Annotated in this window: 24 protein-coding genes; 14 read left to right on the top strand and 10 right to left on the bottom strand. The window is 64.1% G+C overall.

The genetic code is table 11. The features are described 5' to 3' along the window. Positions 1-55: 55 nt before the first annotated feature. Positions 56-1,519, bottom strand: coding sequence for a cobyric acid synthase (locus V8U06_RS02630; RefSeq protein WP_427139381.1), 1,464 nt, complete (start codon positions 1,517-1,519; stop codon positions 56-58). A 244-nt stretch (positions 1,520-1,763) separates the two neighbouring features. On the opposite strand from V8U06_RS02630, the gene V8U06_RS02625 reads away from it, so the two are divergent. The 7 genes from V8U06_RS02625 (at position 1,764) to V8U06_RS02595 (ending at position 8,014) form a co-directional block, all read left to right on the top strand. Further along, entirely contained in the window at positions 1,764-1,907 is a 144-nt protein-coding gene (locus tag V8U06_RS02625) for a hypothetical protein (protein WP_226918706.1), read from the top strand. Positions 1,908-2,691: 784 nt separating this feature from the next. Continuing rightward, positions 2,692-3,690: an ABC transporter substrate-binding protein gene (locus V8U06_RS02620; RefSeq protein WP_226918705.1), complete on the top strand. Its 999-nt coding sequence runs from the start codon at positions 2,692-2,694 to the stop codon at positions 3,688-3,690. A gap of 257 nt (positions 3,691-3,947) precedes the next feature. Further along, entirely contained in the window at positions 3,948-4,859 is a 912-nt protein-coding gene (locus V8U06_RS02615; protein ID WP_427139380.1) for an ABC transporter permease, read from the top strand. Continuing rightward, on the top strand, positions 4,852-5,895 hold the full coding sequence (locus V8U06_RS02610; protein WP_226918703.1) for a quaternary amine ABC transporter ATP-binding protein: 1,044 nt from the start codon (positions 4,852-4,854) through the stop codon (positions 5,893-5,895). Before V8U06_RS02615 ends, V8U06_RS02610 begins: the two co-directional genes overlap by 8 nt. Positions 5,896-6,016: 121 nt before the next feature. Next, a complete protein-coding gene (gene bmt, locus V8U06_RS02605; protein ID WP_427139379.1) occupies positions 6,017-7,033 on the top strand; it encodes a betaine--homocysteine S-methyltransferase in 1,017 nt (338 codons plus the stop codon). Positions 7,034-7,189: 156 nt separating this feature from the next. Beyond that, the gene (locus V8U06_RS02600; protein WP_427139378.1) at positions 7,190-7,519 is read left to right on the top strand and encodes a DUF1330 domain-containing protein; all 330 of its coding nucleotides are present in this window, start codon (positions 7,190-7,192) and stop codon (positions 7,517-7,519) included. Between the two features lie 126 nt (positions 7,520-7,645). Further along, the gene (locus V8U06_RS02595) at positions 7,646-8,014 is read left to right on the top strand and encodes a DUF4180 domain-containing protein (protein WP_427139377.1); all 369 of its coding nucleotides are present in this window, start codon (positions 7,646-7,648) and stop codon (positions 8,012-8,014) included. Positions 8,015-8,018: 4 nt separating this feature from the next. Here V8U06_RS02595 and V8U06_RS02590 read toward each other — a convergent pair whose 3' ends face one another. Together V8U06_RS02590 and V8U06_RS02585 are read right to left on the bottom strand one after the other, a co-directional pair. Then, positions 8,019-9,152 (bottom strand): aminotransferase class I/II-fold pyridoxal phosphate-dependent enzyme, encoded by a 1,134-nt coding sequence (locus V8U06_RS02590; protein WP_427139376.1) that lies wholly within the window; start codon positions 9,150-9,152, stop codon positions 8,019-8,021. Beyond that, complete coding sequence (locus V8U06_RS02585) at positions 9,149-9,796, bottom strand: helix-turn-helix transcriptional regulator (RefSeq protein ID WP_427139375.1); 648 nt, start codon at positions 9,794-9,796, stop codon at positions 9,149-9,151. Before V8U06_RS02585 ends, V8U06_RS02590 begins: the two co-directional genes overlap by 4 nt. 126 nt (positions 9,797-9,922) lie before the next feature. On the opposite strand from V8U06_RS02585, the gene V8U06_RS02580 reads away from it, so the two are divergent. After that, positions 9,923-10,270, top strand: a complete 348-nt coding sequence (locus tag V8U06_RS02580) for a hypothetical protein (RefSeq protein WP_427139374.1) — start codon at positions 9,923-9,925, stop codon at positions 10,268-10,270. Here V8U06_RS02580 and V8U06_RS02575 read toward each other — a convergent pair. Then, the gene (locus V8U06_RS02575; protein ID WP_427139373.1) at positions 10,255-11,139 is read right to left on the bottom strand and encodes a LysR family transcriptional regulator; all 885 of its coding nucleotides are present in this window, start codon (positions 11,137-11,139) and stop codon (positions 10,255-10,257) included. The two genes, V8U06_RS02580 and V8U06_RS02575, sit on opposite strands and share 16 nt — an antisense overlap. Before the next feature lie 99 nt (positions 11,140-11,238). Between V8U06_RS02575 and V8U06_RS02570 the strand changes: the two genes are divergently transcribed. Then, positions 11,239-11,529 carry a hypothetical protein gene (locus V8U06_RS02570; protein WP_427139372.1) on the top strand — a complete coding sequence of 97 codons (291 nt, stop codon included), beginning with the start codon at positions 11,239-11,241 and terminating at the stop codon, positions 11,527-11,529. A gap of 60 nt (positions 11,530-11,589) precedes the next feature. Here the strand turns inward: V8U06_RS02570 and V8U06_RS02565 are convergent, their stop codons facing one another. The 5 genes from V8U06_RS02565 to V8U06_RS02545 form a co-directional block, all read right to left on the bottom strand. Beyond that, positions 11,590-13,668, bottom strand: a complete 2,079-nt coding sequence (locus V8U06_RS02565; RefSeq protein WP_427139371.1) for a vWA domain-containing protein — start codon at positions 13,666-13,668, stop codon at positions 11,590-11,592. Positions 13,669-13,683: 15 nt separating this feature from the next. Continuing rightward, positions 13,684-14,205, bottom strand: coding sequence for an RNA polymerase sigma factor (locus tag V8U06_RS02560; RefSeq protein WP_427139370.1), 522 nt, complete (start codon positions 14,203-14,205; stop codon positions 13,684-13,686). A gap of 79 nt (positions 14,206-14,284) precedes the next feature. After that, the gene (locus V8U06_RS02555; RefSeq protein WP_427139369.1) at positions 14,285-14,977 is read right to left on the bottom strand and encodes a phosphodiester glycosidase family protein; all 693 of its coding nucleotides are present in this window, start codon (positions 14,975-14,977) and stop codon (positions 14,285-14,287) included. A gap of 115 nt (positions 14,978-15,092) precedes the next feature. After that, the gene (locus tag V8U06_RS02550; RefSeq protein ID WP_427139368.1) at positions 15,093-15,785 is read right to left on the bottom strand and encodes a ferredoxin; all 693 of its coding nucleotides are present in this window, start codon (positions 15,783-15,785) and stop codon (positions 15,093-15,095) included. A 107-nt stretch (positions 15,786-15,892) separates the two neighbouring features. Beyond that, positions 15,893-17,464: a trimethylamine methyltransferase family protein gene (locus V8U06_RS02545; protein WP_226918690.1), complete on the bottom strand. Its 1,572-nt coding sequence runs from the start codon at positions 17,462-17,464 to the stop codon at positions 15,893-15,895. Positions 17,465-17,836: 372 nt separating this feature from the next. Between V8U06_RS02545 and V8U06_RS02540 the strand changes: the two genes are divergently transcribed. Further along, positions 17,837-18,532, top strand: a complete 696-nt coding sequence (locus V8U06_RS02540) for a corrinoid protein (protein WP_064330367.1) — start codon at positions 17,837-17,839, stop codon at positions 18,530-18,532. Positions 18,533-18,581: 49 nt separating this feature from the next. On the opposite strand, the gene V8U06_RS02535 is transcribed toward V8U06_RS02540, so the two are convergent. Beyond that, positions 18,582-18,707 carry an entericidin gene (locus V8U06_RS02535; RefSeq protein WP_427139578.1) on the bottom strand — a complete coding sequence of 42 codons (126 nt, stop codon included), beginning with the start codon at positions 18,705-18,707 and terminating at the stop codon, positions 18,582-18,584. 48 nt (positions 18,708-18,755) lie between these two features. Between V8U06_RS02535 and V8U06_RS02530 the strand changes: the two genes are divergently transcribed. From V8U06_RS02530 to V8U06_RS02515, 4 genes are all read left to right on the top strand, one after another. Then, entirely contained in the window at positions 18,756-19,394 is a 639-nt protein-coding gene (locus tag V8U06_RS02530; protein WP_427139367.1) for a DUF1638 domain-containing protein, read from the top strand. A gap of 147 nt (positions 19,395-19,541) precedes the next feature. After that, entirely contained in the window at positions 19,542-20,309 is a 768-nt protein-coding gene (locus tag V8U06_RS02525; RefSeq protein WP_427139366.1) for a formyl transferase, read from the top strand. A 108-nt stretch (positions 20,310-20,417) separates the two neighbouring features. Next, positions 20,418-20,720: a virulence factor gene (locus tag V8U06_RS02520; RefSeq protein ID WP_226918686.1), complete on the top strand. Its 303-nt coding sequence runs from the start codon at positions 20,418-20,420 to the stop codon at positions 20,718-20,720. Next, positions 20,713-21,300, top strand: a complete 588-nt coding sequence (locus V8U06_RS02515; RefSeq protein ID WP_226918685.1) for a methylenetetrahydrofolate reductase C-terminal domain-containing protein — start codon at positions 20,713-20,715, stop codon at positions 21,298-21,300. Before V8U06_RS02520 ends, V8U06_RS02515 begins: the two co-directional genes overlap by 8 nt. The last annotated feature ends 2 nt before the right edge of the window (positions 21,301-21,302 follow it).

Below are 21,302 nucleotides of genomic sequence, written 5' to 3'. Positions count from 1 at the left end.
GTGCGGCAGATCGGCGGCGAAGGAACCCGATGGCTGTACGTTTCAGGAGGCCGGTTTAATCAGAAGCACCTAAAAGGCCGTCGAGCCAGCGGCGATCCAGCACCGCCTCCAGCTCCGCCGCAACCCCGTCCAGCGCCGCATCGACGCTGGCGCGATAATCGAAGCCGCCGCCCGCAATGCCGAAATCGGCAAGCAGCCGCGCCCGGTAGGCATCGCTCGAAAGCAGGCCGTGCAGATAGGTGCCCATCACGCGGCCATCGGCCGAGACCGCGCCGTCGGCCCGGCCATCGATCGTGACGGCGGGGCGCATCGCATCCGGCCCCGTGGTGCGCCCCAGATGGATTTCATAGCCCTCCAGCGGCACATCATATTGCAGGGAACGGGCCACGCTGTTGCGCACGGTCTTTTCCGGCGCCATTTCCGTCTCCACCTCGAGCAGGCCGAGACCGTCCACCGCCCGCTCGCTGCCTTCGATGCCGAGCGGATCGGTAACGCGCCGCCCGAGCATCTGGTAGCCGCCGCAGATGCCGATGACCCGGCCGCCGCGGCGCATGTGGAGCGCAAGGTCGCGATCCCAGCCGGCGGCGCGGAAATCCCTGAGGTCCGAGATCGTGGACTTCGAGCCGGGCAGCACGACAAGACCTGCGTCCGCCGGCAAGGGTTCGCCGGCCCTGACGAAGACGAGGTCGACCTGCGGCTCGGCCTTCAACGGATCGAGATCGTCGAAATTGGCGATGCGCGGCAGCACCGGCACGGCGACCTTCAGCGCCCCGCCGCCGCCTTTGGCAAGTCGCTCGAGCACGACGGAATCCTCCGCCGGCAGCCGGGCGGCCTGCTTCAGCCACGGCACGACGCCGAAACAGGGCCAGCCGGTGAAGCGGCCGATTTCTGAAATTCCGCTGTCGAACAGGGTGACGTCGCCGCGAAACTTGTTGATGAGATAGCCCGTGACCATGCGCCGGTCTTCTTCCGGCAGGATGGCATGGGTGCCGACCAGCGAGGCGATGACACCGCCGCGGTCGATATCGCCGACAAGCACGACGGGCACGCCCGCGCGCGTCGCAAAACCCATATTGGCGATGTCGCCGGCCCTGAGGTTGATTTCCGCCGGAGAGCCCGCCCCTTCGACGACGACGAGATCGGCGCCGTCGGAGACGGTCGCGAAGCTTTCCAGCACCGCCCCCATCAATTTCGGCTTGAGCGCCTGGTAGTCCCGTCCCTTGGCCTGGCCGAAGACCTTTCCCTGAACGATGATCTGGCTGCCGACATCCGATTGCGGCTTCAGCAGCACCGGGTTCATATGCACCGAGGACGGCACCCGGGCGGCGAGAGACTGCAGCCACTGGGCGCGGCCGATCTCCCCGCCATCGGCGGAAACGGCGGCATTGTTCGACATGTTCTGCGGCTTGAAGGGACGCACCTTCAGCCCGCGATTGGCCGCGATGCGGCAGAGGCCCGCCACCAATACCGTTTTTCCGACATCCGAGCCGGTGCCCTGCAGCATGATCGTTCTGGTCATGTGGCCCTCCTAGCATTCCCGTCTGCCGCCGAAAAGCCCTGATTTACCGCAATCTTGCCGCAATTCCTGCGCGGCCGCCCGGCTTTTTGGCAACACGCCGCCATGCAAGAACGGCATGGCTGTCATGCTATTCCTTTTGCGACATATTGCGCCGTGAACGACCATGGTTTTTGCGGTGAAGAAGCCTATATCAACACCATCACACAGCCGAGGCGCGTGGCTTCGGGTTTCAAGGACAAAGACCATGCTGTTCATCTTCAGCAAGCCGAACTTCGTACAGATCGCCTGGAACGGCGAAGCCCCCAAGAGCCAGTCCCGCGTGCGCAACGTCGTCATGGACGCCCCGCTCGGCCCGCTCGGCTTCATCCGCACGCGCAACGTCGGCTGATCTTTCGGGCGAGACGTCAGGTCCTGCCCGCATCAAGCGTCGCCTCTCTCCGGGAGGCGACGTTTTTTATTGTCTATTTCTTCGTTGTCTTTCCGGGCCCTGAAACGGCGAAAGCCGTGCATCCCTTGCGGTGATGCACGGCTTGCCAAAATACGCATGGCGGCGTCCGACAAAAACACGTCGGAGCCCAGGCACCCCGGTACGCAATACCTTTCCGGAGCGGGCGGCGGTGTCCCCCGCCGTGACAAAAGCAATAGCGGCACATCCTTACCGGACCGTTATCGGGAGCTTAAGCAAAGATGAATCGCGAATTTTTTTGGAAAAAATCTGGATTATTTTTCTGACGGCGAAATCGACGCATTCGGAACAGGATATGTCCGCTTTCGGCGACCATGGCGCCACAGCGGTCGAACCACGGCACGGACATTTGCCCTGATGCGAGCAAACGCCCAAAATTTCTACCGCAGGATAGCCGGATTTCCAGACGTTTGCCCGCCGGCAAGTGCCCGCGAACACCCCTTCGGCCGCGCAGGAGGTTGATTTCTCAATAGGAACCCGTAGGCTTGCTTATGTAGCGCACGAACACATGCTGCCGGCGACAGGGTTCCGTCGGCAAGCAAGAAAAAGGGACTCGGCGCTACTGCAGCAGGGGGATTGGCTCGCCTCACCTGGCATCGAACCTCCATGTCTGTCGCAAAACTTTCGGGCAGCCGGGATAACGCAGTAACCTGCGCTGCCTTCCGGGGTGAACGCTGCATCTCAAGACTTGGGAGGTCTTAACCTTATGAAGAAGCTCCTTGCTTCCACCATCCTCGCCGCCGGCCTCTATGGCTTTGCCGGTTCTGCCCAGGCGGCAGAATGCGGGGAAGTCTCGATCGCCGAAATGAACTGGGCTTCGGCCGGCGTCGCCGCGCATGTCGACAAGCTCATCCTCGAAAACGGCTATGGCTGCACCGTCACGCTGGTGACGGGCGACACCATGCCGACCTTCACCTCCATGAACGAAAAGGGCGAGCCGGACGTGGCGCCCGAAATGTGGGTGAACGCCGTGCGCACGCCGCTCGACGCGGCGATTGCCGAAGGCCGCCTCATCCAGCTCGCGCCTCTCCTGTCGGAAGGCGGCGTCGAAGGCTGGTGGATTCCGAAGTTCCTCGCCGACGCGCATCCCGACATCAAGACGGTGCAGGACGCGCTGAAGCATCCCGAACTCTTCCCCGCGCCGGAAGACGCATCCAAGGGCGCCGTACACAACTGCCCATCGGGCTGGAACTGCCAGGTCTCGACGGACAACCTCTATCGCGCGCTCGATGCCGACAAGTCCGGCTTCACGCTCGTCGACACGGGATCGGCGGCCGGCCTCGACGGCTCGATCGCCAACGCTTTCGAAAAGAAGAGCGGCTGGCTCGGCTACTACTGGGCGCCGACCGCCATTCTCGGCAAGTACGAGATGACCAAGCTGTCCTTCGGCGTTGACCACGACAAGGCCGACTGGGATGCCTGCACCGCGGTGCCGGACTGCCCGACCCCGAAGGTCAATTCCTATCCGACCTCCGACGTCTTCACCGTCGTGACCAAGGCCTTCTCCGAAAAGGCCGGCGTCGCCATGGACTACATGAAGACCCGCCAGTGGGACAACGGCACGGTCGGCAAGGTCCTCGCCTGGATGGACGAGAACCAGGGCACGAACGAGGACGCGGCAAAGCACTTCCTCGAAACCTATCCGGACATGTGGACCAAGTGGGTCAGCCCCGAGGTCGCCGAGAAGGTCAAGGCCGCTCTCTGACAGGAACAGGGCCGGCAGCCCTCCCCGGCTGCCGGCACCTCTTGCGACCTGAACGAGGCGCGGGCGCCGCCCGACGCCATCCAAGAAACTGCAGAGGTCGCAAACAGCACAGTATCAAGCTGCAGTTCGTGCGATGACGAACTGCAAGCCGGGAAACCAGAACAAGAATATCCCTGTGCGCACCGTTCCGCTTCGCAATGCAACACAATTATATTGCGATGCAGAACAATAACTTCCGGTAGAAAGAGGGGATGAGGATGGCAGGCCTATGCGAATTGTTGCCGGTCTTTCTTTGCAAGTTTCCAGCCTTCAGTGACGTCAGCGTCCGCGCGGCGCGAAAGACCATCGACGACGGCTTCAAGAGCCTCGTCAGAAGTTATGTGAATGCCATCGATGCAATGGTGCAGCCATTGCAATGGTTTCTGAACTATCTCGAACGGCTGTTCGTCAGTTCGCCCTGGCCGATCATCCTGATCCTCATGCTGGCGATCGTCTATTTCGGCAGCCGCAACATCAGGATCACCATCGGCACCGCCGTCTCCATGTTCGCCATCGGTCTCATGGGCCTTTGGAACGACACCATGGTGACGCTCGCCATGGTGACGGTCTGTACTCTGATCGCGATCGTGATCGGCATTCCGATCGGCATTCTCATGGCCCGGTCCGACCGGGTGCAGTCCTTCGTCAACCCGATCCTCGACGTGATGCAGACGATGCCGAGCTTCGTCTATCTCATTCCCGTCGTCATGATCTTCGGCATCGGCAAGGTGCCGGGCCTCATCGCGGTCGTCATCTATGCCGTCCCGCCGATGATCCGCCTCACCAATCTCGGCATCCGCCTCGTCGACAAGGAGGTGCTGGAAGCAGCCGACGCCTTCGGCTCCTCCGGCTGGCAGAAGCTGAAGAACGTGCAGATGCCGCTGGCGCTGCCCACCATCATGGCCGGCATCAACCAGACGATCATGATGTCGCTGGCGATGGTCGTGGTCGCCTCGATGGTCGGCGTTGGCGGGCTCGGCAAGAACGTGCTCCAGGCCATCAACAACCAGTTCTTCACGGTCGGGTTCCTCAACGGGTTCGCGCTCGTGGCCATCGCCATCATTTTCGACCGCACCAGCCAGGCATATGGCAGGCGGCTGCAGAAGCATTCGGAGGTAATTCATGGTTAGTCATGCAATCGAGGTCCGCAATCTCTACAAGATCTTCGGTCCCCGCGGCGGCGACTATGTCGATGCGGTCAAGAACGGCCTGGGCAAGGCCGAACTGAACCAGAAATATGGCCATGTGCTGGGTCTGCGCGACATCAACATCTCCATGCCCGCCGGCGGCATCATGGTGGTGATGGGCCTGTCCGGCTCCGGCAAGTCGACGCTGATCCGCCACATCAACCGGCTGATCGACCCGACCGCCGGCGAGGTGCTCTATGACGGCGTCGACGTCTGTCGGATGAACGAGAACGACCTGCGTGAATTCCGCCGCCACAAGACGGCGATGGTGTTCCAGAAATTCGCGCTGCTGCCGCATCGCACGGTTCTGGAAAACACCGTCTATGGCCTCGAAATCCAGGGGGTCGCTCAGGCGGAGCGGGAAAAGCGCGCCAAGCAGTGGATTGCCCGCGTCGGCCTCGAAGGCTTCGAGAACCACTATCCGAACCAGCTTTCGGGCGGCATGCAGCAGCGCGTGGGCCTCGCCCGGGCGCTCACCAACGATGCCGACATCCTTCTGATGGACGAAGCCTATTCGGCGCTCGACCCGCTGATCCGCGTCGACATGCAGACCGTGCTGCTCGATCTCCAGAAAGAGCTGAAGAAGACCGTCGTCTTCATCACGCACGACCTCGACGAGGCGCTGCGCCTCGGCGACAAGATCGCCATCCTGCGCGACGGCATGGTGGTGCAGCAGGGCACGGGCCAGGAAATCGTGCTCAATCCGGCCGATGAATACATCACCGCCTTCGTCAAGGAGGTGAACCGTGGCCGCGTGGTGAATGTCGAGACGATCATGGCGCCGCTTTCCGGCAACCCCGAGGGAATGCCGATCGCCACCGGCACGGTGCTCGAAATGGCCGCCCGCGCCATGACGGCCGCCAACCAGACGCTCGCCCATGTGGTGGACGAGGCCGGCCGGCCGATCGGCGCGCTCAGCCTCAGCGCCATCATCTCCGCCATGGTGACGCATACCAGCCATGAGGCGAAGGCAGCCTGAACCTTCTCCTGCCAACCGACAGCGAGGGCGCCTTTCGGGCGCCCTTTTCTTTTGCAGGCAAAGCATCGTTGCAATCACATAAAGAAATCTTTATATGATGTGTCAAACAAAGGATGGATCCATGACCGCGACGAACCCGCTTGCCCAGCTTCTTGCCGAAAAGCCCTTCCTGCTTGCCGATGGCGCAACCGGCACCTCGCTCTTCGCCATGGGCCTGGAAGCCGGCGAAGCGCCGGAACTGTGGAACGAGGCGAAGCCGGAGAACATCACGAAGCTGCACCAGGACTTCGTCGATGCCGGCGCAGACATCATCCTCACCAACACGTTCGGCGGCACCCGCCACCGGCTGAAGCTGCACCATGCGCAGGATCGCGTCTTCGACCTCAACAAGAAGGCGGCCGAGATCGCCCGCGCCGTCGCCGACAAGGCGCCGCGCAAGGTCATCGTCGCCGGTTCGGTCGGCCCGACGGGCGAACTGCTGGTCCCGCTCGGCGCACTCACCTATGACGACGCCGTTGCCGCTTTCGCCGAGCAGATCGAAGGCCTGAAGGCCGGCGGCGCCGATGTCGCCTGGATCGAGACCATGTCCTCGCCGGAGGAAATCCGCGCCGCCGCGGAAGCCGCCACCAGGCTTGCCATGCCCTTCGTCTATACCGGCTCGTTCGACACCGCCGGCAAGACCATGATGGGCCTGCATCCGCGCGACATCCACGGCGTTGCCGGCGATATCGGCGCAGGCCCGCTCGTGGTCGGCGCGAATTGCGGCGTCGGCGCGTCCGACATCCTCTCCTCGCTGCTCGACATGACCGGCGCAGACCCGTCCGCGACCGTCGTGGTCAAGGGCAATTGCGGCATCCCGGAATATCGTGGCGCGGAAATCTATTATTCCGGCACGCCGCCGCTGATGGCCGAATATGCCCGCCTCGCCCGCGATGCCGGCGCGCGCATCATCGGCGGCTGCTGCGGCACGTCCTGCGAGCACCTCGCCGCCATGCGCGTGGCGCTGGACGCCCACGAAAAGCGCGAGCGCCCGACGCTCGAAACGATCATCGAAAAGATCGGCCCGCTGCGCAACAAGACCGCCGACGAAAGCGCCGCAGCCCCCGCCCGCGAGCGCGGCAGCCGCCGCCGGAGCTGACACCCCGCCATCACGGCGAAAAAATCAGCCGCCCCGGCCAGCGCCGCGGGCGGCTTTTCTGTCTGCGTAGGCGCCGGCCTTACCTGCAAGGTAATCGATCCACCGCGCGGGCAACGGTAGGTTTCGGTCAATGCAATCGCGACAGGGAGAAACCCGATGACCACCTACGCCCTCGCCCACCTTCGCAACGTCACCATGGGAGCGGATATCGTCGCCTATCTGGAGGCCATCGACGCGACAATGGCGCCTTTTGGCGGCAGGTTCGTGCTGCATGGCGCCGGCAACAGGCGCGTGCTGGAAGGGACATTTTCGAGCGACATCATCATGCTGTCGTTTCCCGACCGCAAGGCTGCGGAGGATTGGTACGATTCGCCCGCCTACCGCGCCATCCTGCCGCTGCGGACCCGCAATTCGGACGGCGACGTCATGCTGATCGACGGCGTCGATGACGGCCACAAGGCGACCGACGTCCTGCAAGGGAACTAGAAGCATTTCCAGCCGAAGCCGCACCACTTCGGCGTCGGATGGTGCGGCAAGAACAAAAAGCGAGCGGATTTCCGATGCACCGGATTTCACTGGAAACGCTCTGGCGCCACAAGAGGAGAAGACCCGATGGAAAAGACCGAGATCGCAGGCCTGAAGGTGCTGCTGCTGCCCCCGCAGGGGCCGTCGATCGCAACGGAAGCCGATGGCAACGACGTCATCGGCGACGCCTTCTCGGTCGAAGCGGACCTCGTCGTCATCCCGGTCGAACGTCTCGGGGCGGACTTCCTGCGGCTGGAGACGCGCCTCGCCGGCACCGTCTTCCAGAAGTTCGTCAACTATCACCTGCGTTGCGCCATCGTCGGCGATATCGCCTCGCTGCTGGAAGGCAGCAAGGCGCTGCGCGATTTCGTGCGGGAGACGAACAAGGGCCGCTCCATCTGGTTCGTGGACGATCTCGACAGCCTGCGCGAAAAGCTTACCCGCAAGACGGCCTGAACGCTCAGCCGTCCGCCAGGAAGGCCCGCCAGGCGGCAAGCCCCGCATCGATGTTGCGGCGCCCGATGCCGACACGGAACCGGTCCGTCGGCACCGGCAGGAGATCCGAGACGAAGAGGCCGGAGGGAAGGAGCAACACCCCCTTTTCCTCCACCAGCCGGCGGCAATGTTCCTCGACGCCGTCCTTGCCGAGATAGCGCGTGAAGGCGACGCAGCCGCCGTCCGGCGCGCGCCAGTCGTAAAGGTGCGGGTAATCGGCAAAGAAGGCGCCGAGCTTTTCCGCATTCTCCGCGCAGAGCGCGCGATTGCGGGCGAAAATCGTCTCGCGGGCCTTGATGGCGATGCCGGCCAGGACCTCGGAGGGCCGCGCATTGCAGATGGAAAGATAGTGCTTCATCTTCTCCATGCGTTCGAGCAGCGCATGGTCGCGGCTGGCGATCCAGCCGATGCGCAGACCCGGCAGACCGTAGGCCTTGGACATCACGTTCAGGGAAACGCCCTTGTCGAACAGATCCGCCGCCTGCGGCAGCCGCCTTGCCGCATCGATCTCCAGCCCGCGATAGACCTCGTCGGAAAAGAGATGGATGCCGCGCTCGGCGCAAAGGTCGACGAGGCCGCGGAAGATATCCTGATCGGCGATGGCGCCGGTCGGGTTGTTCGGGAAATTGACGGCGATCACCTTCGTTTCCGGCCGGAGGGCCGTGCGCACGTCATCGAGATCGAGCTGCCAGCGGTTTTCCGGGCGCAGCGCGACGCCCGTGACATTGCCCGCGATGGTGACGGGCATGGTCTCCATCGACTGGTAGTTCGGCACGGTGACGATGGCATGGTCGCCAGGCGCGAGCAGCGCCAGCATGGCGCAGTAAAGCCCCTCCTCCGCCCCGGCGAAGGTGAGGATAGCCGCACCCGACAGGGTGTCGTAGGTCGAGGCGATGGTTTCGCGCAGCGCCGGCGCGCCCCAGGTCTCGGTATAGCCGAGGGAAACGCGCTCCCAGGCCTCGCGATCCTCGGGGCCCGCCAGGGCGAGAAGCTCGGACATGGTCATCGTCTCGGCATCGCTCGCCGTCATATGGTGACGCGCCTTGAACTCCCAGCGCGAGAAATGGGTTTCGAGGCGGAAATCCGGCAGCGTGGTCACGAGGTCTTGTCCTTCTGGTTCTGGCGCCGGGCATCGGCGAGATAATTGTAGATCGAGGCGCGCGAGGCGCCGATGAGACCGGCGAGATGATCGGCGGCGTTGCGGGTCTGGAAGAGGCCGCGCGCATCCAGCGCGGCGACGAGCGCCACCCGGTCGCCCTTGCGAAGCGCTGTCAGCGCGAGCCCATGGGCGCGCAGCCAATCGTGCAGCGCCGTGTTGATCTCTTCACGCCAGTCGCCGGTAAAGAGCGACGGCGGCCGGGGCGCCGGCGCGCCGGTGAAGGCGGCCAGAACCTTCGCCGCGGCATCGAAATGCGAGACGTCCATGTTGATGCAGAAAAGCCCGACCGCCTGGCCCTGCCCGTCCCGAAGCACCGCCGTCACGGATTTCAGCCGCCGTCCGTCCTCGCCGGTCTTCTCGTAGGGGCCGTAGACGCCGCCCTCTCCGGCCTCATCGAGTTCGTCTTCGACGAGCGATTCCATGCCCGGCTTGCGGCCGGAAAAGGCGTTCCAGATGCCGGCGATCAGCCCCGTTTCGAGATCGTGCAGAACGATTTCGGCATGGGGGTAAAGCAGGGTCGAGATGGCCGCCGCCGTCGCAGCGTGCTGACGGAGCAGCATGTCGGCATTTGCAGGATCGAACATGCCGGCACACAATCCAAATATGGACATTTTGTCAATATTGGATTTTAAATCTAAACAAGAACCGCACGCTTGCGAGCCCCTGCCGGGCATCCTATCCAAAGGAAACGCGATTCTCTGGGGGACGACATGAGCGCCGAACTTGCAGCCTTTCCGGACCGGGACACCGTGGCCGACAAGCTTGCCGCGCTCGGCGAGGCGGATCAGGCCTATCTCGGTCTGCTGATGGAAAATCCACAGCAGGACGAGAACCTGATGGAAGGCCTGGACCTTGCACTGAACCGCGCCGCCGGCGCCAGCTTCCTCAACACGCTGAAGCTGGAAAAGCTCGGCGAATGGCTCGGTAATGCCGCGCCCAAGCGGTTGCAGATGCGCCTCATGGAAACCGCCCGCTCCAGCCAGCACGCCGCCTATGGCGCGTTCCGCACCGGTCTTGTCCGCTCCGGCGGTCTCGAACGGGCCTATCCGAAGGCCTGATCGTCCGGAAGGATCAGCGGCCCGAAGGATTTTCGGATCATATCCGCCATGCCCTCGATCGCCGGCCCGCCCCGGCGCGGATTGCGCTTGAGCACGACACGCGAGGAATCGACCAGCGAGAACCCGTCGGCGGCCGTCAGTTCCCGGGCGCCGGGCGGAATGTTGCTGCGGGCAAGCGGCGCGATGGCGAGCCCGCTTGCGACCGCCGAGCGCAGCCCGCCGCTGGTGTCGCTGGTAAAGGCGACGCGGTAGGGTATCGCATGGCGCTCCAGCGAGCGCTGGGCAAATTCCCGGCACCAGACCGACCGGCGGTAAAACGCCACCGGCACCGGGCGTTCCAGATGCAGATTGTGCGTCACGGACGTCGCCCATACTGTCGGGTCGATCGCCAGGAGCTCGCCGGAAATCCCGCCATCCCACTCGAAGATGATCGCAAGGTCGAGTTCGTCCGCTTCCAGGGCTTCCATCTGCTGGGCCGTATAACCGCAGAACACCGTCACCTCCGCGCCCGGATGGGTCTCGGCGAAAGCGGCGAGCGCATTGGGAAGGACCGTCTGATTGTATTCCTCCGGAATGCCCACCCGCACCGGGCCATCCAGCGGCAAGGTGCGCATGGCGGCGGTCGTCTCGTCGACCAGCCCCACGATGCGCCGCGCATAAGGCAGAAGCCGCATGCCCTCCACCGTCAAGGCGACCCCGCGCGGACCGCGCTCGAACAGCGCCATGCCCACCGCCTCCTCCAGCTTGCGCACCTGCATGCTGACGGCCGATTGCGTCCGCCCGAGCTTTTCACCCGCATGCGTGACGTTGCCGGCCTGCGCTACGGCCACGAAGATTCGAAGGAGATCGCTTTCAAGCGGCGGATACATGGCGTCATCGCTTTTTCTGATGCCTGCCATCATCGCTATTCGTTTGTGAAATGTCTAGAGCTTTGCTTGGCTGTGCAAAAGGCATGAAAGGCGACGGCCATGGGTATTTTCACAAGAGTGCTGGAGAGGATGAAGCGTTATCGACAAAAGCGGGCGGAGCGGGCAGCCCTGCAGATGCTTGTCGCACGCAAGGACAGGCGGCTGCTGCGCGATGCGGGGCTCGACCTCGTCGAGGCGGGCAGGCCTTTCTGCGAGGCGCTGCCCCGAACGAAGGAAAGGCGCTGGACCGCGCCCCTCATCCGGCTGCCGCCCCCGACGCTTCGCCGACAGGGCGAAGCGGATGACGCATTGGCTTCTTTCGGCAAAGGATGGGAGAAGCCGGCGGCGTGAACCCTTCTCCCCGCGCACGGGGAGAAGGGTCAACAATGGGGCCCATGAGGCGCAATCGCCTCACTTCCCGCCCGAAAGCCCGCCGGCCAGTTGAACGAGCTTCAGGAACTCCGCCCGGTAGCCGAAGGGATCGTTGCCCCTGGTGGCTTCCGCAAGGCCGAGGATCGAGCCGTAGGCATAATCCTGCAAGGCGGAAACACCCTTGAGCTTCTGCCCGAAGGCCGCGACGGCGACGGAGAAGCGGATGTCATTGGACGCCGCATCCACATCGGCAACCGCATTGGCGTCCGTCACCGGCATCGTCACGAGCTCGCTCGTGTCGCCATCCGGCTTCTTCCAGCGCATCTTGAGGAAGGCGAGTTCCGAACTGCCCGTCGCCGCGGCCTCGGCCGCTTCGCCCTTGCCGTAGCGCAGCGGATCGTTCAGCACCGCGGGGCTGCCCTTCGGCGTCACCTCGTAGATGGCGGTAACGCGATGGCCGGACCCGATATCGCCGGCATCCACCTTGTCGTTGTTGAAATCCTCGCGGTTGAGAATGCGGGTCTCGTAGCCGATCAGGCGGTACTCGGCGATGCGCTCCGGATTGAACTCGATCTGAAACTTCACGTCCTTGGCGATGGGGAAGAGCGAGGCGCCCGCCTCCTCCACCAGCGCCTTCTGCGCCTCGGCGAGCGTATCGATATAGGCGGCCGTGCCGTTGCCGTTCTGCGCCAGCGTCTGCATCATGCCGTCATTGTAGTCGCCGCGACCGAAGCCGAGCACCGAGAGGAAGATGCCGCTCTTGCGGCGCTCCTCGATGATGCGCTTGAGATCCTCGTCGCTGGCCGGGCCGACATTGAAATCGCCGTCCGTCGCCAGCATGACGCGGTTGACGCCATCCGTCTTGAACGCCTTCTGCGCCAGCTTGTAGGCCGTCTCGATGCCCTCCGCCCCGGCCGTCGAGCCACCGGGCTGGAGATTGTCGATGGCGTCGAGAATCTTTTCCCGTTCCTTCGCCTGCGTCGGCTCCAGCACCACGCCGGCCTCGCCGGCATAGGTGACGATGGACACCGTGTCCGTATCCTTCAGCTTGCCGACCAAGAGCCGGAAGGCGCTTTTCAGGAGCGGCAGCTTGTCGGCCTCGTCCATCGAGCCGGAGACGTCGATAAGGAAGACGAGGTTGGCCGAAGGCTGCTGCGCCGGCACCTTGTCGAAACCCTTGATGCCGATATGCAGAAGCTCCGTGTCCTTGTTCCACGGCGTCGGCATGACGGTGACGGTGGCGTTGAACGGCTTCTCCGCCGTCTCCGGCCCCTTCCAGTCATAGGGGAAGTAGTTGACCATCTCCTCGACCCGCACCGCCTCCGCATCCGGCAGGCTGCCGCCGAGCAGCGACCGGCGCACATAGGAATAGGAGGCCGTGTCGACATCGGCCGAGAAGGTCGAGACCGGATCGGTGGCGACGCTCTTCACGGGGTTCGGATCGGCGGAGGCAAAGCGCTCGCGGTCCTCTTCCGGCACCGGCATCGCAAGGCTGTCGGCAACGCCCGAAGGCTGCACGACGGCGCGGCTCAGCTCCTCCGTCGCGACGGCGCCGCCGAGCGAGAATGCGTCCGGCGCGGCGGCAAGGGCGTCGTCCGCCCGGATCTCGGCAAGCGGCTCGGCGGCCAGCGCGTTCTGTTCGCTGTCTGCGGCGGCCTTGGCGCTGGCGGCAGCTTCCGCCGATTGCCGCGCCCGCGCCTGCTCGGCCTCCTGAAGCGCGGCGAGCTCACCCGTATTGGCCGCCTCCTTCTTCTTTTCATCCTGGCCGCCGGCACGCCGGTCCTGCTGCTCGGAGGGCTTTGCCACGACCTGCGTTTCGCTTGTCAGCGGCACCGTGCCGTTGCGCACCAGTTCATAGGTGACGAGGCCGGCGACGGGCACGACGAGCAGCGTGGCAAGGGCCGAGCCGGCGAGAAGTCTGCGGTTCATGATGGGACTCCATATCCAGTTGAAGATGGAGCTTCGACGCCCGCCATCGGTCGAACCTTGGGGTGCATCCACATTTTTTTCCGCATCGTCGAAGGTCTGCATGGCGGCGGCAAGCGCCTGGGCGCGCGCCGAGGCGTCGGCGGCCGGGGCCGCGCGGCGGGCGAGTTTTTCGAGGTCGAGATCGGTCATCGGTCTATCCTTCCGTCACGCGGCGGCATCGCGCAGCAGCACCTTCAGGCGCTTGCGGGCCTCGTGCACATGCCAGGAAATCGTCGTTTCGGCGCAGCCGAGCACCTCGGCGGCGGCGGCATGGCTGAGGCCTTCGCCGTAGATCAGCAGCACCGCGTCGCGCTGCTTGTCCGGAAGCTGGCGCACGGCCTGCCAAAGCTCTTCGTTGTTCTCCTCGCCGGCCGTGCCTTCCAGCACCGCCTTCTCGCGCAGATAGGCCGCATCGCGCCATTCGGCCCGGCGGCGTTTGCGCATCTGGTCGCGGGCGGCATTCAGCGTCACCGTATAGAGCCAGGTGCCGAAGCGGCTCGCGCCCTTGAAACCGCGGATGGCGCCGGCAAGGCGTATGCACACCTCCTGCGCCACGTCCTCGGCATCCTGCCGGTCGCCACACCATCGCCAGGCAACGGCATGAATGAAATCATAGCGGCTTTCGACCAGCGCGGCGAATGCCTGCCGGTCTCCCAAAGCCGCCTTCTCGACGAGTTCTGTTTCCACGGGTCCATCCCGATTGCGTGCACTATCCCTTCAGACGTGCGTCAGGCGGCGATCCTTTGGTGACGGTTGAAAAAATTTCTCACCAGGGCAGATTTTTCACGACGGCGATGATCGTGCCCATGACGGCGTCCCGGTCATGGCGCCGGATTTCCGGGGAATAGAGGCTGGAAATGCTGCCGTCGAGAAAGAGCGCATTGCGGCATTGCAGCCGGTCGCGGAAAAGCGTCGCGAAATCGTGGAAACGAACCGGATCGTTGGAAATCGCGAAGGCGACGCGCCCGTCCGGCAGGATGCCGACGCCATTGCGGATCTGCAGGCTGGTGGCGTCGGGCAGGAAGCGCGGATGGATCGTCCCGTCGATGACGAGCATCGGCCCGGACTGCGTCGCCGCGACGGGCGCAAGACCGGCCTTCGCATAGGCCTCCGTCTCCATCACGCCTGCCTTGCCGTCCCCCACCCAGAACACCCCGTTCGGCTTCATGAAGAAATTGCCGAACGCATCGCCCCTGTTGAGCACGCCCGTTTGCCTGCCCTCTTCCACCAGAAGCCCCACCGGCCCGTAGTCGGGATGGTACATACCGCCGTTCATGGCGAAGGACATGTGCTGGCCGTTGCGCAGCAGATGGGTGTTGAGCTGATCGTAGGTCGCGCCGGCCGTGCCGAGCGTCTTCGCGCCATAGAGCCGGATCGTCTCCTTGCCCGGATCGAAGGTGCAGACGGTGTAGCGGCCCGACAGATGCTCGATCTCGGCGCATTTCGGCGGTTCGGCCATGGCAACGCTCCGCAAGGCAAAGGCGAAAAACAGGATTGGGAAAAACAGAAAAGGCCGCATGCCCCTTGGCTCCACGCGCAATGCGGCGAATTTAGCAGCGATTCCCACGGAAAGGTCAAAGCGACAGGGCAGCCATGTGAAAGCGGAGCTGGGCGTCGTTATAGCGGTAGGCGGTGCCAACGGGACAGGCGGCGCGGGCAAGACAGCCGGAGGCCATGCAGCCGCCCTGCCCTTCGGGCATGCGCAGATGGGCGCGGCAGGCGGCGGCATCGAAGGCCTCCGCGCGCACCGCCGCCGCCGGACAGGCCGTCAGGCATGGCTTGTCGGGACAGCGGTTACAGGGATGCGGTTGCATGTCCGGGAGCGCCGCATCGATCCTCTCCGCAAAACCGAGCGCGCCGCGATAGCCGTGCCAAAGACCGTAGACGGGATGGATGAGGATGCCGAGCGGCGAGGCTTTCAGGCCTTCCGCGCGCATGGCCCATTGCTGGAAGGGCTGCCAGGGCGGGTCGGAAGGGAACCAGGCGGTGGCGGTCTGCGCGTCCGCAATCGGGCGGAGAACAGTCTTCGACCAAGTGTCGAGCGGGTCGGTGCCGCCGCGATCCGGCTGCGCCGCACGCCAGCGGGTGAAGGCCGGCCAGAAGGCGCTGCCGATATTGCCGACGAGAAGGACGCTGGCGGCAGGACGACCGTCCGCCAGAAGCGGGGCGGCTTCGCCCTCGGAGAAATTCACGAAGCCGCGCAAAAAAAGACCGTGCGGCTCAAGAGCCGCACGGATTTCTTCAAACGCGGGGCGACGCGGCCTCACTTGGTCACGTCCCCCTTGAGTTCATAATGCGGGCGCCAGACTTCCTTCTGAATCATGTCCGCCACCCGCGTCGCTCCGCCTTGCTCCCTGGCGCGATCGGGACCCTTTCAGGTGAAGGCGTCCGGCATCGAGTCCTTGCGCCCCTTGATGAAGGCGAGCAGGGCGTCGTCGATGGACGGATCGAGATAGGGTGCCTCGTAGCTTTCCAGCCAGGTGCGGCAAAGCGCGTTGGCGCGGTCCTCGATGCGCTTCTGGCCTTCGATTTCCCACTGCTCGAACGAGTTGTTGTCGGCGAGCGGCGAGCGGTAGAAGGCGGTCTGGAAGTTGGCCTGGGTATGGGCGCAGCCGAGATAGTGGCTGCCAGGGCCGACTTCGCGGATGGCGTCGAGCGCCTGGGCATTCTCCGAGAGGTCGATGCCCTCGGCGAACTTCTGCTGCATGCCGAGCTGGTCCTGGTCGATCATGAACTTCTCGTAGGAGGCGACGAGGCCGCCTTCCAGCCAGCCGGCGGCGTGCAGCACGAAGTTGGTGCCGGCGAGCAGCGTCATGTTCAGCGTGTTGGCCGATTCGTGGGCGGCCTGCGCGTCCGGGATCTTCGAACCACAGAGCGAACCGCCGGTACGGAACGGGATGCCGAGACGGCGGGCGAGCTGGGCCGCGCCGTAGGAGACGAGGGAGGGCTCCGGCGAACCGAAGGTCGGCGCGCCCGACTGCATGGAGATCGAGGCCGCGAAGGTGCCGAACAGAACCGGCGCACCCTTGCGGATGAGCTGGGTGAAGGAGGCGCCGGCGAGAACTTCGGCGAGAATCTGCGTCAGCGTGCCGGCGACCGTGACCGGGCTCATGGCGCCCGACAGGATGAACGGCGAGACGACGCAGGCCTGGTTATGGCGGGCATAGACCTTGAGCGCGCCCACCATGGTCTCGTCGAAGACCATCGGCGAGTTGGCGTTGATCAGGTTCATCATGACCGTGTTGTTTTCGACGAATTCGTCGCCGAACACGATCTTTGCCATGGCGATGGAGTCTTCCGCGCGTTCCGGCGCGGTGACGGAACCCATGAACGGCTTGTCGGAATATTTCAGGTGGGTGTAGACCATGTCCAGGTGACGCTTGTTCACCGGAACGTCCACCGGCTCGCAGACCGTGCCGCCCGAGGAATGCATGGAAGGCGCCATATAGGCGAGCTTCACGAAATTGCGGAAGTCCTCGATCGTCGCATAGCGGCGGTTGCCGTCGAGGTCGCGCACGAAGGGCGGGCCGTAGACCGGCACGAAGACGGTGGCCTTGCCGCCGATATGCACGCTGCGCTCGGGATTGCGGGCATGCCAGGTGAACTCGGACGGGGCGGTCTTCAGCAGTTCGCGGCAAAGTCCCTTGGGGAAATGCACGCGCTCGCCGCGCACGTCCGCGCCGGCTTCCTTCCACAGGGCAAGGGCTTCCGGGTCTTCGCGGAATTCGATGCCGATCTCTTCCAGAACCCGGTCGGCATTGCGCTCGATCAGCGACAGGCCTTCTTCGTCGAGGACCTCGTATTCCTTGATCTTGCGGGTGATGTAGGGCAGCGACGGGCCCGGACCGCCCCCGGTGCGCGATGCGCGCCGTGCGGCCGCGCCGCGACCCTCACGCGAACGGCGACCACCGCCTTCGCCTGCCACCTGCTGGATATCGTCGCTCATGATCCGTCTTTCCTTGGTTAGTTCCGGTGCCCGAGGGCCCCTTTTCGTCTTGTTCTTACGGCGCCCGAACACGCCTCTTTTCCTATGCTAGCAAGCCGCCGGTAGAGGGCGGTTCTCAATGCGCCAAGCGGTGGCGCACGCTGGATACCGATGCCGCAAGGACTATAGCGGGATTGCGACGGACATCGTAGCGCTCTTCTCCTGTTTGCACTGTCAATTCACGGCTTTACGGAGTAAGGAGGAAACAAGCGTTCGGCGGGTCGCTTTTCGCTGTATGCGACGTCGCTTTCAAAATCAGGTTCGCGCAAGAGGAAGGATATTCCTTGTACGACGAACCTGCGACCGCAGTGCCAATGGAGACGAGGAACCAACATGTCTGACGACGAAATCATTCTCGCCGATCTCTCCGACGAAGAGCTTGTGCAGCAGATGCACGACGACCTCTACGACGGCCTCAAGGAAGAGATCGAAGAGGGCACGAACATCCTGCTCGAGCGCGGCTGGGCACCCTATGACGTTCTCACCCAGGCTCTCGTCGAAGGCATGCGCATCGTCGGCGTCGACTTCCGCGACGGCATTCTCTTCGTTCCGGAAGTTCTGCTTTCGGCCAATGCGATGAAGGCCGGCATGGCGATCCTGCGTCCGCTGCTTGCCGCCACCGGCGCGCCGAAGCAGGGCAAGATGGTCATCGGCACCGTCAAGGGCGACATCCACGACATCGGCAAGAACCTCGTCGGCATGATGATGGAAGGCGCTGGTTTCGACGTCATCGACCTCGGCATCAACAACCCGGTCGAGAACTACCTCGAAGCCATCGAGCGCGAACAGCCCGACATTCTCGGCATGTCCGCCCTGCTGACGACCACCATGCCCTACATGAAGGTCGTCATCGACACGATGAAGGAAAAGGGCCTGCGCGACGACTACGTCGTTCTCGTCGGCGGCGCGCCGCTGAACGAGGAATTCGGCAAGGCCGTCGGCGCCGATGCCTACTGCCGCGACGCGGCCGTGGCGGTGGAAACGGCCAAGGAATTCATGAAGCGCAAGCACAACATGCTTGCCGGCTGAAATTAAGAAGGGCGCCGGTCTTGCACCGGCGCCCTTCGACTATGATCTGTCAGTTGACGGACCGTGCGACCCGACGTCCGGCGTCCTGGGTTGCGTCCACGGCATTGGCCGTATCCCGGCCTACGCCGCGAATGGTGTTTCCGCAGGCGCTCAGCACGACGAGCGCGGCAAGCATGACGCCGAGACGGGCAATATGTTTCGCGGTCATGACAGGATCCTCCTCATGAATGACATCGATTCGGAAGTTAGAGCAGCAAGTCCCAAAGGGGAACGCGCGAACGCGGAAAAAGTCCGCATCATCGCCTGCGGCGCCATTGCACGCGAAGTCCTCGCCATTCGCCAGGCGAACGGGCTGGAACACATTGACCTCCTCTGTCTTCCCGCCATCTGGCACGCCCATCCCGAAAAGATCGCGCCCGGCGTCGAGCAGGCGATTGCCGAAGCACGGGCGGAAGGGTTCACGCGCATCTTCGTCGGCTATGCGGATTGCGGCACGGGCGGCCTGCTCGACCGGCTCTGCGAGCGCGAGGGCGTCGAGCGCATCGCCGGGCCGCACTGTTATTCCTTCTTCGCCGGCAACGAGGCCTTCGCGGCGAAGGACGACGACGTCACCTCCTTCTTCCTCACCGATTTTCTCGCCCGCCAGTTCCGCGCCTTCGTCATCGAGCCTCTCGGCCTCGACCGGCATCCGCAGCTCAAGGACATGTATTTCGGCAACTACACCAAGCTCGTCTATCTCTCGCAGGTCGAGGATGAGGGCCTGCAACAGAAGGCCAGGGAAGCGGCGGATTATCTCGGTCTTGCCTATGAATACCGTTTCACCGGCTATGGCGACCTGACGGCGGAACTGCTGAAGGCATAATCATCCCTTTCCGCTGGATTTTCGCGCTGCCTTAAGGCGGCGATAAGCGTCTTGCGTAACAGTGCGGCTCGAATGCCCCACGCCCGTTTTCTCCGCTTCCGGGAGAAACAGGTGGCCGGGGCGAACGCGAACGGACAGGGCCACGCAATGACGTCTCCGACTATCGCCATGCTGATCCAGCCCGGCCAGAATCCCGAAATCGTCGTCAATGCCGTCAAGGCCGCCTTTCCGGATCTCGTGGTCATCGAGGAACAGCCCGAATCGAAGAAGCTCTTCATCCGGCGTCGGGCGAAGAAGCTCGGCTGGCTGCAGGCCTTGGGGCAGCTAGCGACCATGGTGGTCTCGAAATACGGCAAGCGCTTCACCACGGCGCGCATTGCGGAAATCCTTGAGGAGTTCGGCGCAAACGACCGGAGAGATTCGACAATTCGCCGTATCGCCGTTCCCTCCGCCAACAGCGCGGAATTCGTGACGGTGATGGGCGAGATCAGGCCTGCCGCCCTTCTCCTCGTCAGCACGCGCATGCTGAAGGCCGAAACGCTCGCGGCGGTCGCCTGCCCGGTGCTCAACCTCCATGCCGGCATCAATCCGCAATATCGCGGCCTGCAGGGCGGCTACTGGTCGCGCGTCCTGGCGGACGAGGCGAATTTCGGCACGACGGTGCACCTCGTCGATGCCGGCGTCGATACGGGCGGCGTGCTTCACCAGATAAGACTGAAACCATCCAAACGCGACACGATGCACACCTATCCGCTACTCCAGACGGCGGCGGCGACCGGCATCATCGTCGAAAGCCTGCGGGATGCCGTTACCGGCAACCTCAAGCCTTTGAAAATAGCCGGGCCCTCGCGGCAATGGTATCATCCGCCGATCTGGACCTGGCTCTGGAACGGCGTGACCCGCGGCATCTGGTAAATCCCCGGGGACGGAAAATCCCGCGTCGTTTTTGAGCATGGGGCAGTCGTGGCGAGTGAAGCCCGCGACGCGGCCAGAAAGCATTGTCAGGGCGAGGAGAATTTTGACATGGCAGACCGCATCATCGTCTACTGGCGGGACATTCCCGCCCAGGTCATCATCAAGAAGGGCCGTACGAACGCCAAGCGGGAGCTGTCGCTGCGCTTTACCGAAGCGATCGACATGTGCGCCATGCGCACCGGCGCCGCCGAGACGGACGACTATCTCGCCGAGTGGCGCAAGGCCGATCCGGTGCCGGTCTCCGACGACCTCGAGGCGGAAGCCGACAGGGCCGCCGCCGAACTGGAAGCCGCCTATGACCGCGAACGCCTCGTCGCCCTCGTGAAGGCCGGAGGCCGCGACAATGGCTGACGCCGTCCAGAAACCCGGCAATGCCGCGCCCGCCAAGAAGGCCGCCACCGGCGCCTTCACGCCGGCCGGCGTCTCTCCGAGCCGCCGCTCGCGCCACAAATACACCATCCGCCTATGGGCCGTGCGCAATTCGCGCTTCTTCGAGTGGTTCTACAATCGCTTCGCCGAGGCCTTCCTGCTGCTGCACCCGGTCTGGAAGCTCTTCGGCTACCAGCGCGTGGAGCGGCCGATCACCTTCGTCGAGCGTCATGTGAAGGGCTTTCTCTTCGACTGTCGCATGTGCGGCCAGTGCGCGCTGTCCTCCACGGGCATGTCCTGCCCGATGAACTGTCCCAAGCAGCTTCGCAACGGCCCCTGCGGCGGCGTGCGCGCCAACGGCAATTGCGAAGTGGAACCGGACATGCCCTGCGTCTGGGTCCAGGCGTGGAAGGGCTCGCAGAACATGTCCAACGGGAACGCCATCATGAACGTGCAGAAGCCGGTGAACCAGTCACTGCGGGAAACCTCCTCCTGGCTGCGCGTGACGGCCGAAGCCGCCGCGGCCAAGGAAGCCGCCGCCTCCGCCGGAAAGGATGCTTGACG

Source organism: Shinella sp. G-2 (assembly GCF_050172695.1).
Taxonomy (GTDB): domain Bacteria; phylum Pseudomonadota; class Alphaproteobacteria; order Rhizobiales; family Rhizobiaceae; genus Shinella.
This window is presented reverse-complemented; position numbering and strand designations above follow the sequence as displayed.

Excerpts from the sequence above, each read along its gene's own strand:
- V8U06_RS02540 (WP_064330367.1), top strand. The coding sequence starts at position 17,837 with ATGTCTGACGACGAAATCATTCTCGCCGATCTCTCCGACGAAGAGCTT.
- V8U06_RS02515 (WP_226918685.1), top strand. The coding sequence starts at position 20,713 with ATGGCTGACGCCGTCCAGAAACCCGGCAATGCCGCGCCCGCCAAGAAG.
- V8U06_RS02585 (WP_427139375.1), bottom strand. The coding sequence starts at position 9,796 with ATGTTCGATCCTGCAAATGCCGACATGCTGCTCCGTCAGCACGCTGCG.
- V8U06_RS02525 (WP_427139366.1), top strand. The coding sequence starts at position 19,542 with ATGACGTCTCCGACTATCGCCATGCTGATCCAGCCCGGCCAGAATCCC.
- V8U06_RS02595 (WP_427139377.1), top strand. The coding sequence starts at position 7,646 with ATGGAAAAGACCGAGATCGCAGGCCTGAAGGTGCTGCTGCTGCCCCCG.
- bmt (WP_427139379.1), top strand. The coding sequence starts at position 6,017 with ATGACCGCGACGAACCCGCTTGCCCAGCTTCTTGCCGAAAAGCCCTTC.
- V8U06_RS02600 (WP_427139378.1), top strand. The coding sequence starts at position 7,190 with ATGACCACCTACGCCCTCGCCCACCTTCGCAACGTCACCATGGGAGCG.
- V8U06_RS02610 (WP_226918703.1), top strand. The coding sequence starts at position 4,852 with ATGGTTAGTCATGCAATCGAGGTCCGCAATCTCTACAAGATCTTCGGT.
- V8U06_RS02625 (WP_226918706.1), top strand. The coding sequence starts at position 1,764 with ATGCTGTTCATCTTCAGCAAGCCGAACTTCGTACAGATCGCCTGGAAC.
- V8U06_RS02570 (WP_427139372.1), top strand. The coding sequence starts at position 11,239 with ATGGGTATTTTCACAAGAGTGCTGGAGAGGATGAAGCGTTATCGACAA.
- V8U06_RS02630 (WP_427139381.1), bottom strand. The coding sequence starts at position 1,519 with ATGACCAGAACGATCATGCTGCAGGGCACCGGCTCGGATGTCGGAAAA.
- V8U06_RS02615 (WP_427139380.1), top strand. The coding sequence starts at position 3,948 with ATGGCAGGCCTATGCGAATTGTTGCCGGTCTTTCTTTGCAAGTTTCCA.
- V8U06_RS02545 (WP_226918690.1), bottom strand. The coding sequence starts at position 17,464 with ATGAGCGACGATATCCAGCAGGTGGCAGGCGAAGGCGGTGGTCGCCGT.
- V8U06_RS02620 (WP_226918705.1), top strand. The coding sequence starts at position 2,692 with ATGAAGAAGCTCCTTGCTTCCACCATCCTCGCCGCCGGCCTCTATGGC.
- V8U06_RS02555 (WP_427139369.1), bottom strand. The coding sequence starts at position 14,977 with ATGGCCGAACCGCCGAAATGCGCCGAGATCGAGCATCTGTCGGGCCGC.
- V8U06_RS02520 (WP_226918686.1), top strand. The coding sequence starts at position 20,418 with ATGGCAGACCGCATCATCGTCTACTGGCGGGACATTCCCGCCCAGGTC.
- V8U06_RS02565 (WP_427139371.1), bottom strand. The coding sequence starts at position 13,668 with ATGACCGATCTCGACCTCGAAAAACTCGCCCGCCGCGCGGCCCCGGCC.
- V8U06_RS02580 (WP_427139374.1), top strand. The coding sequence starts at position 9,923 with ATGAGCGCCGAACTTGCAGCCTTTCCGGACCGGGACACCGTGGCCGAC.
- V8U06_RS02530 (WP_427139367.1), top strand. The coding sequence starts at position 18,756 with ATGAATGACATCGATTCGGAAGTTAGAGCAGCAAGTCCCAAAGGGGAA.
- V8U06_RS02535 (WP_427139578.1), bottom strand. The coding sequence starts at position 18,707 with ATGCTTGCCGCGCTCGTCGTGCTGAGCGCCTGCGGAAACACCATTCGC.
- V8U06_RS02575 (WP_427139373.1), bottom strand. The coding sequence starts at position 11,139 with ATGTATCCGCCGCTTGAAAGCGATCTCCTTCGAATCTTCGTGGCCGTA.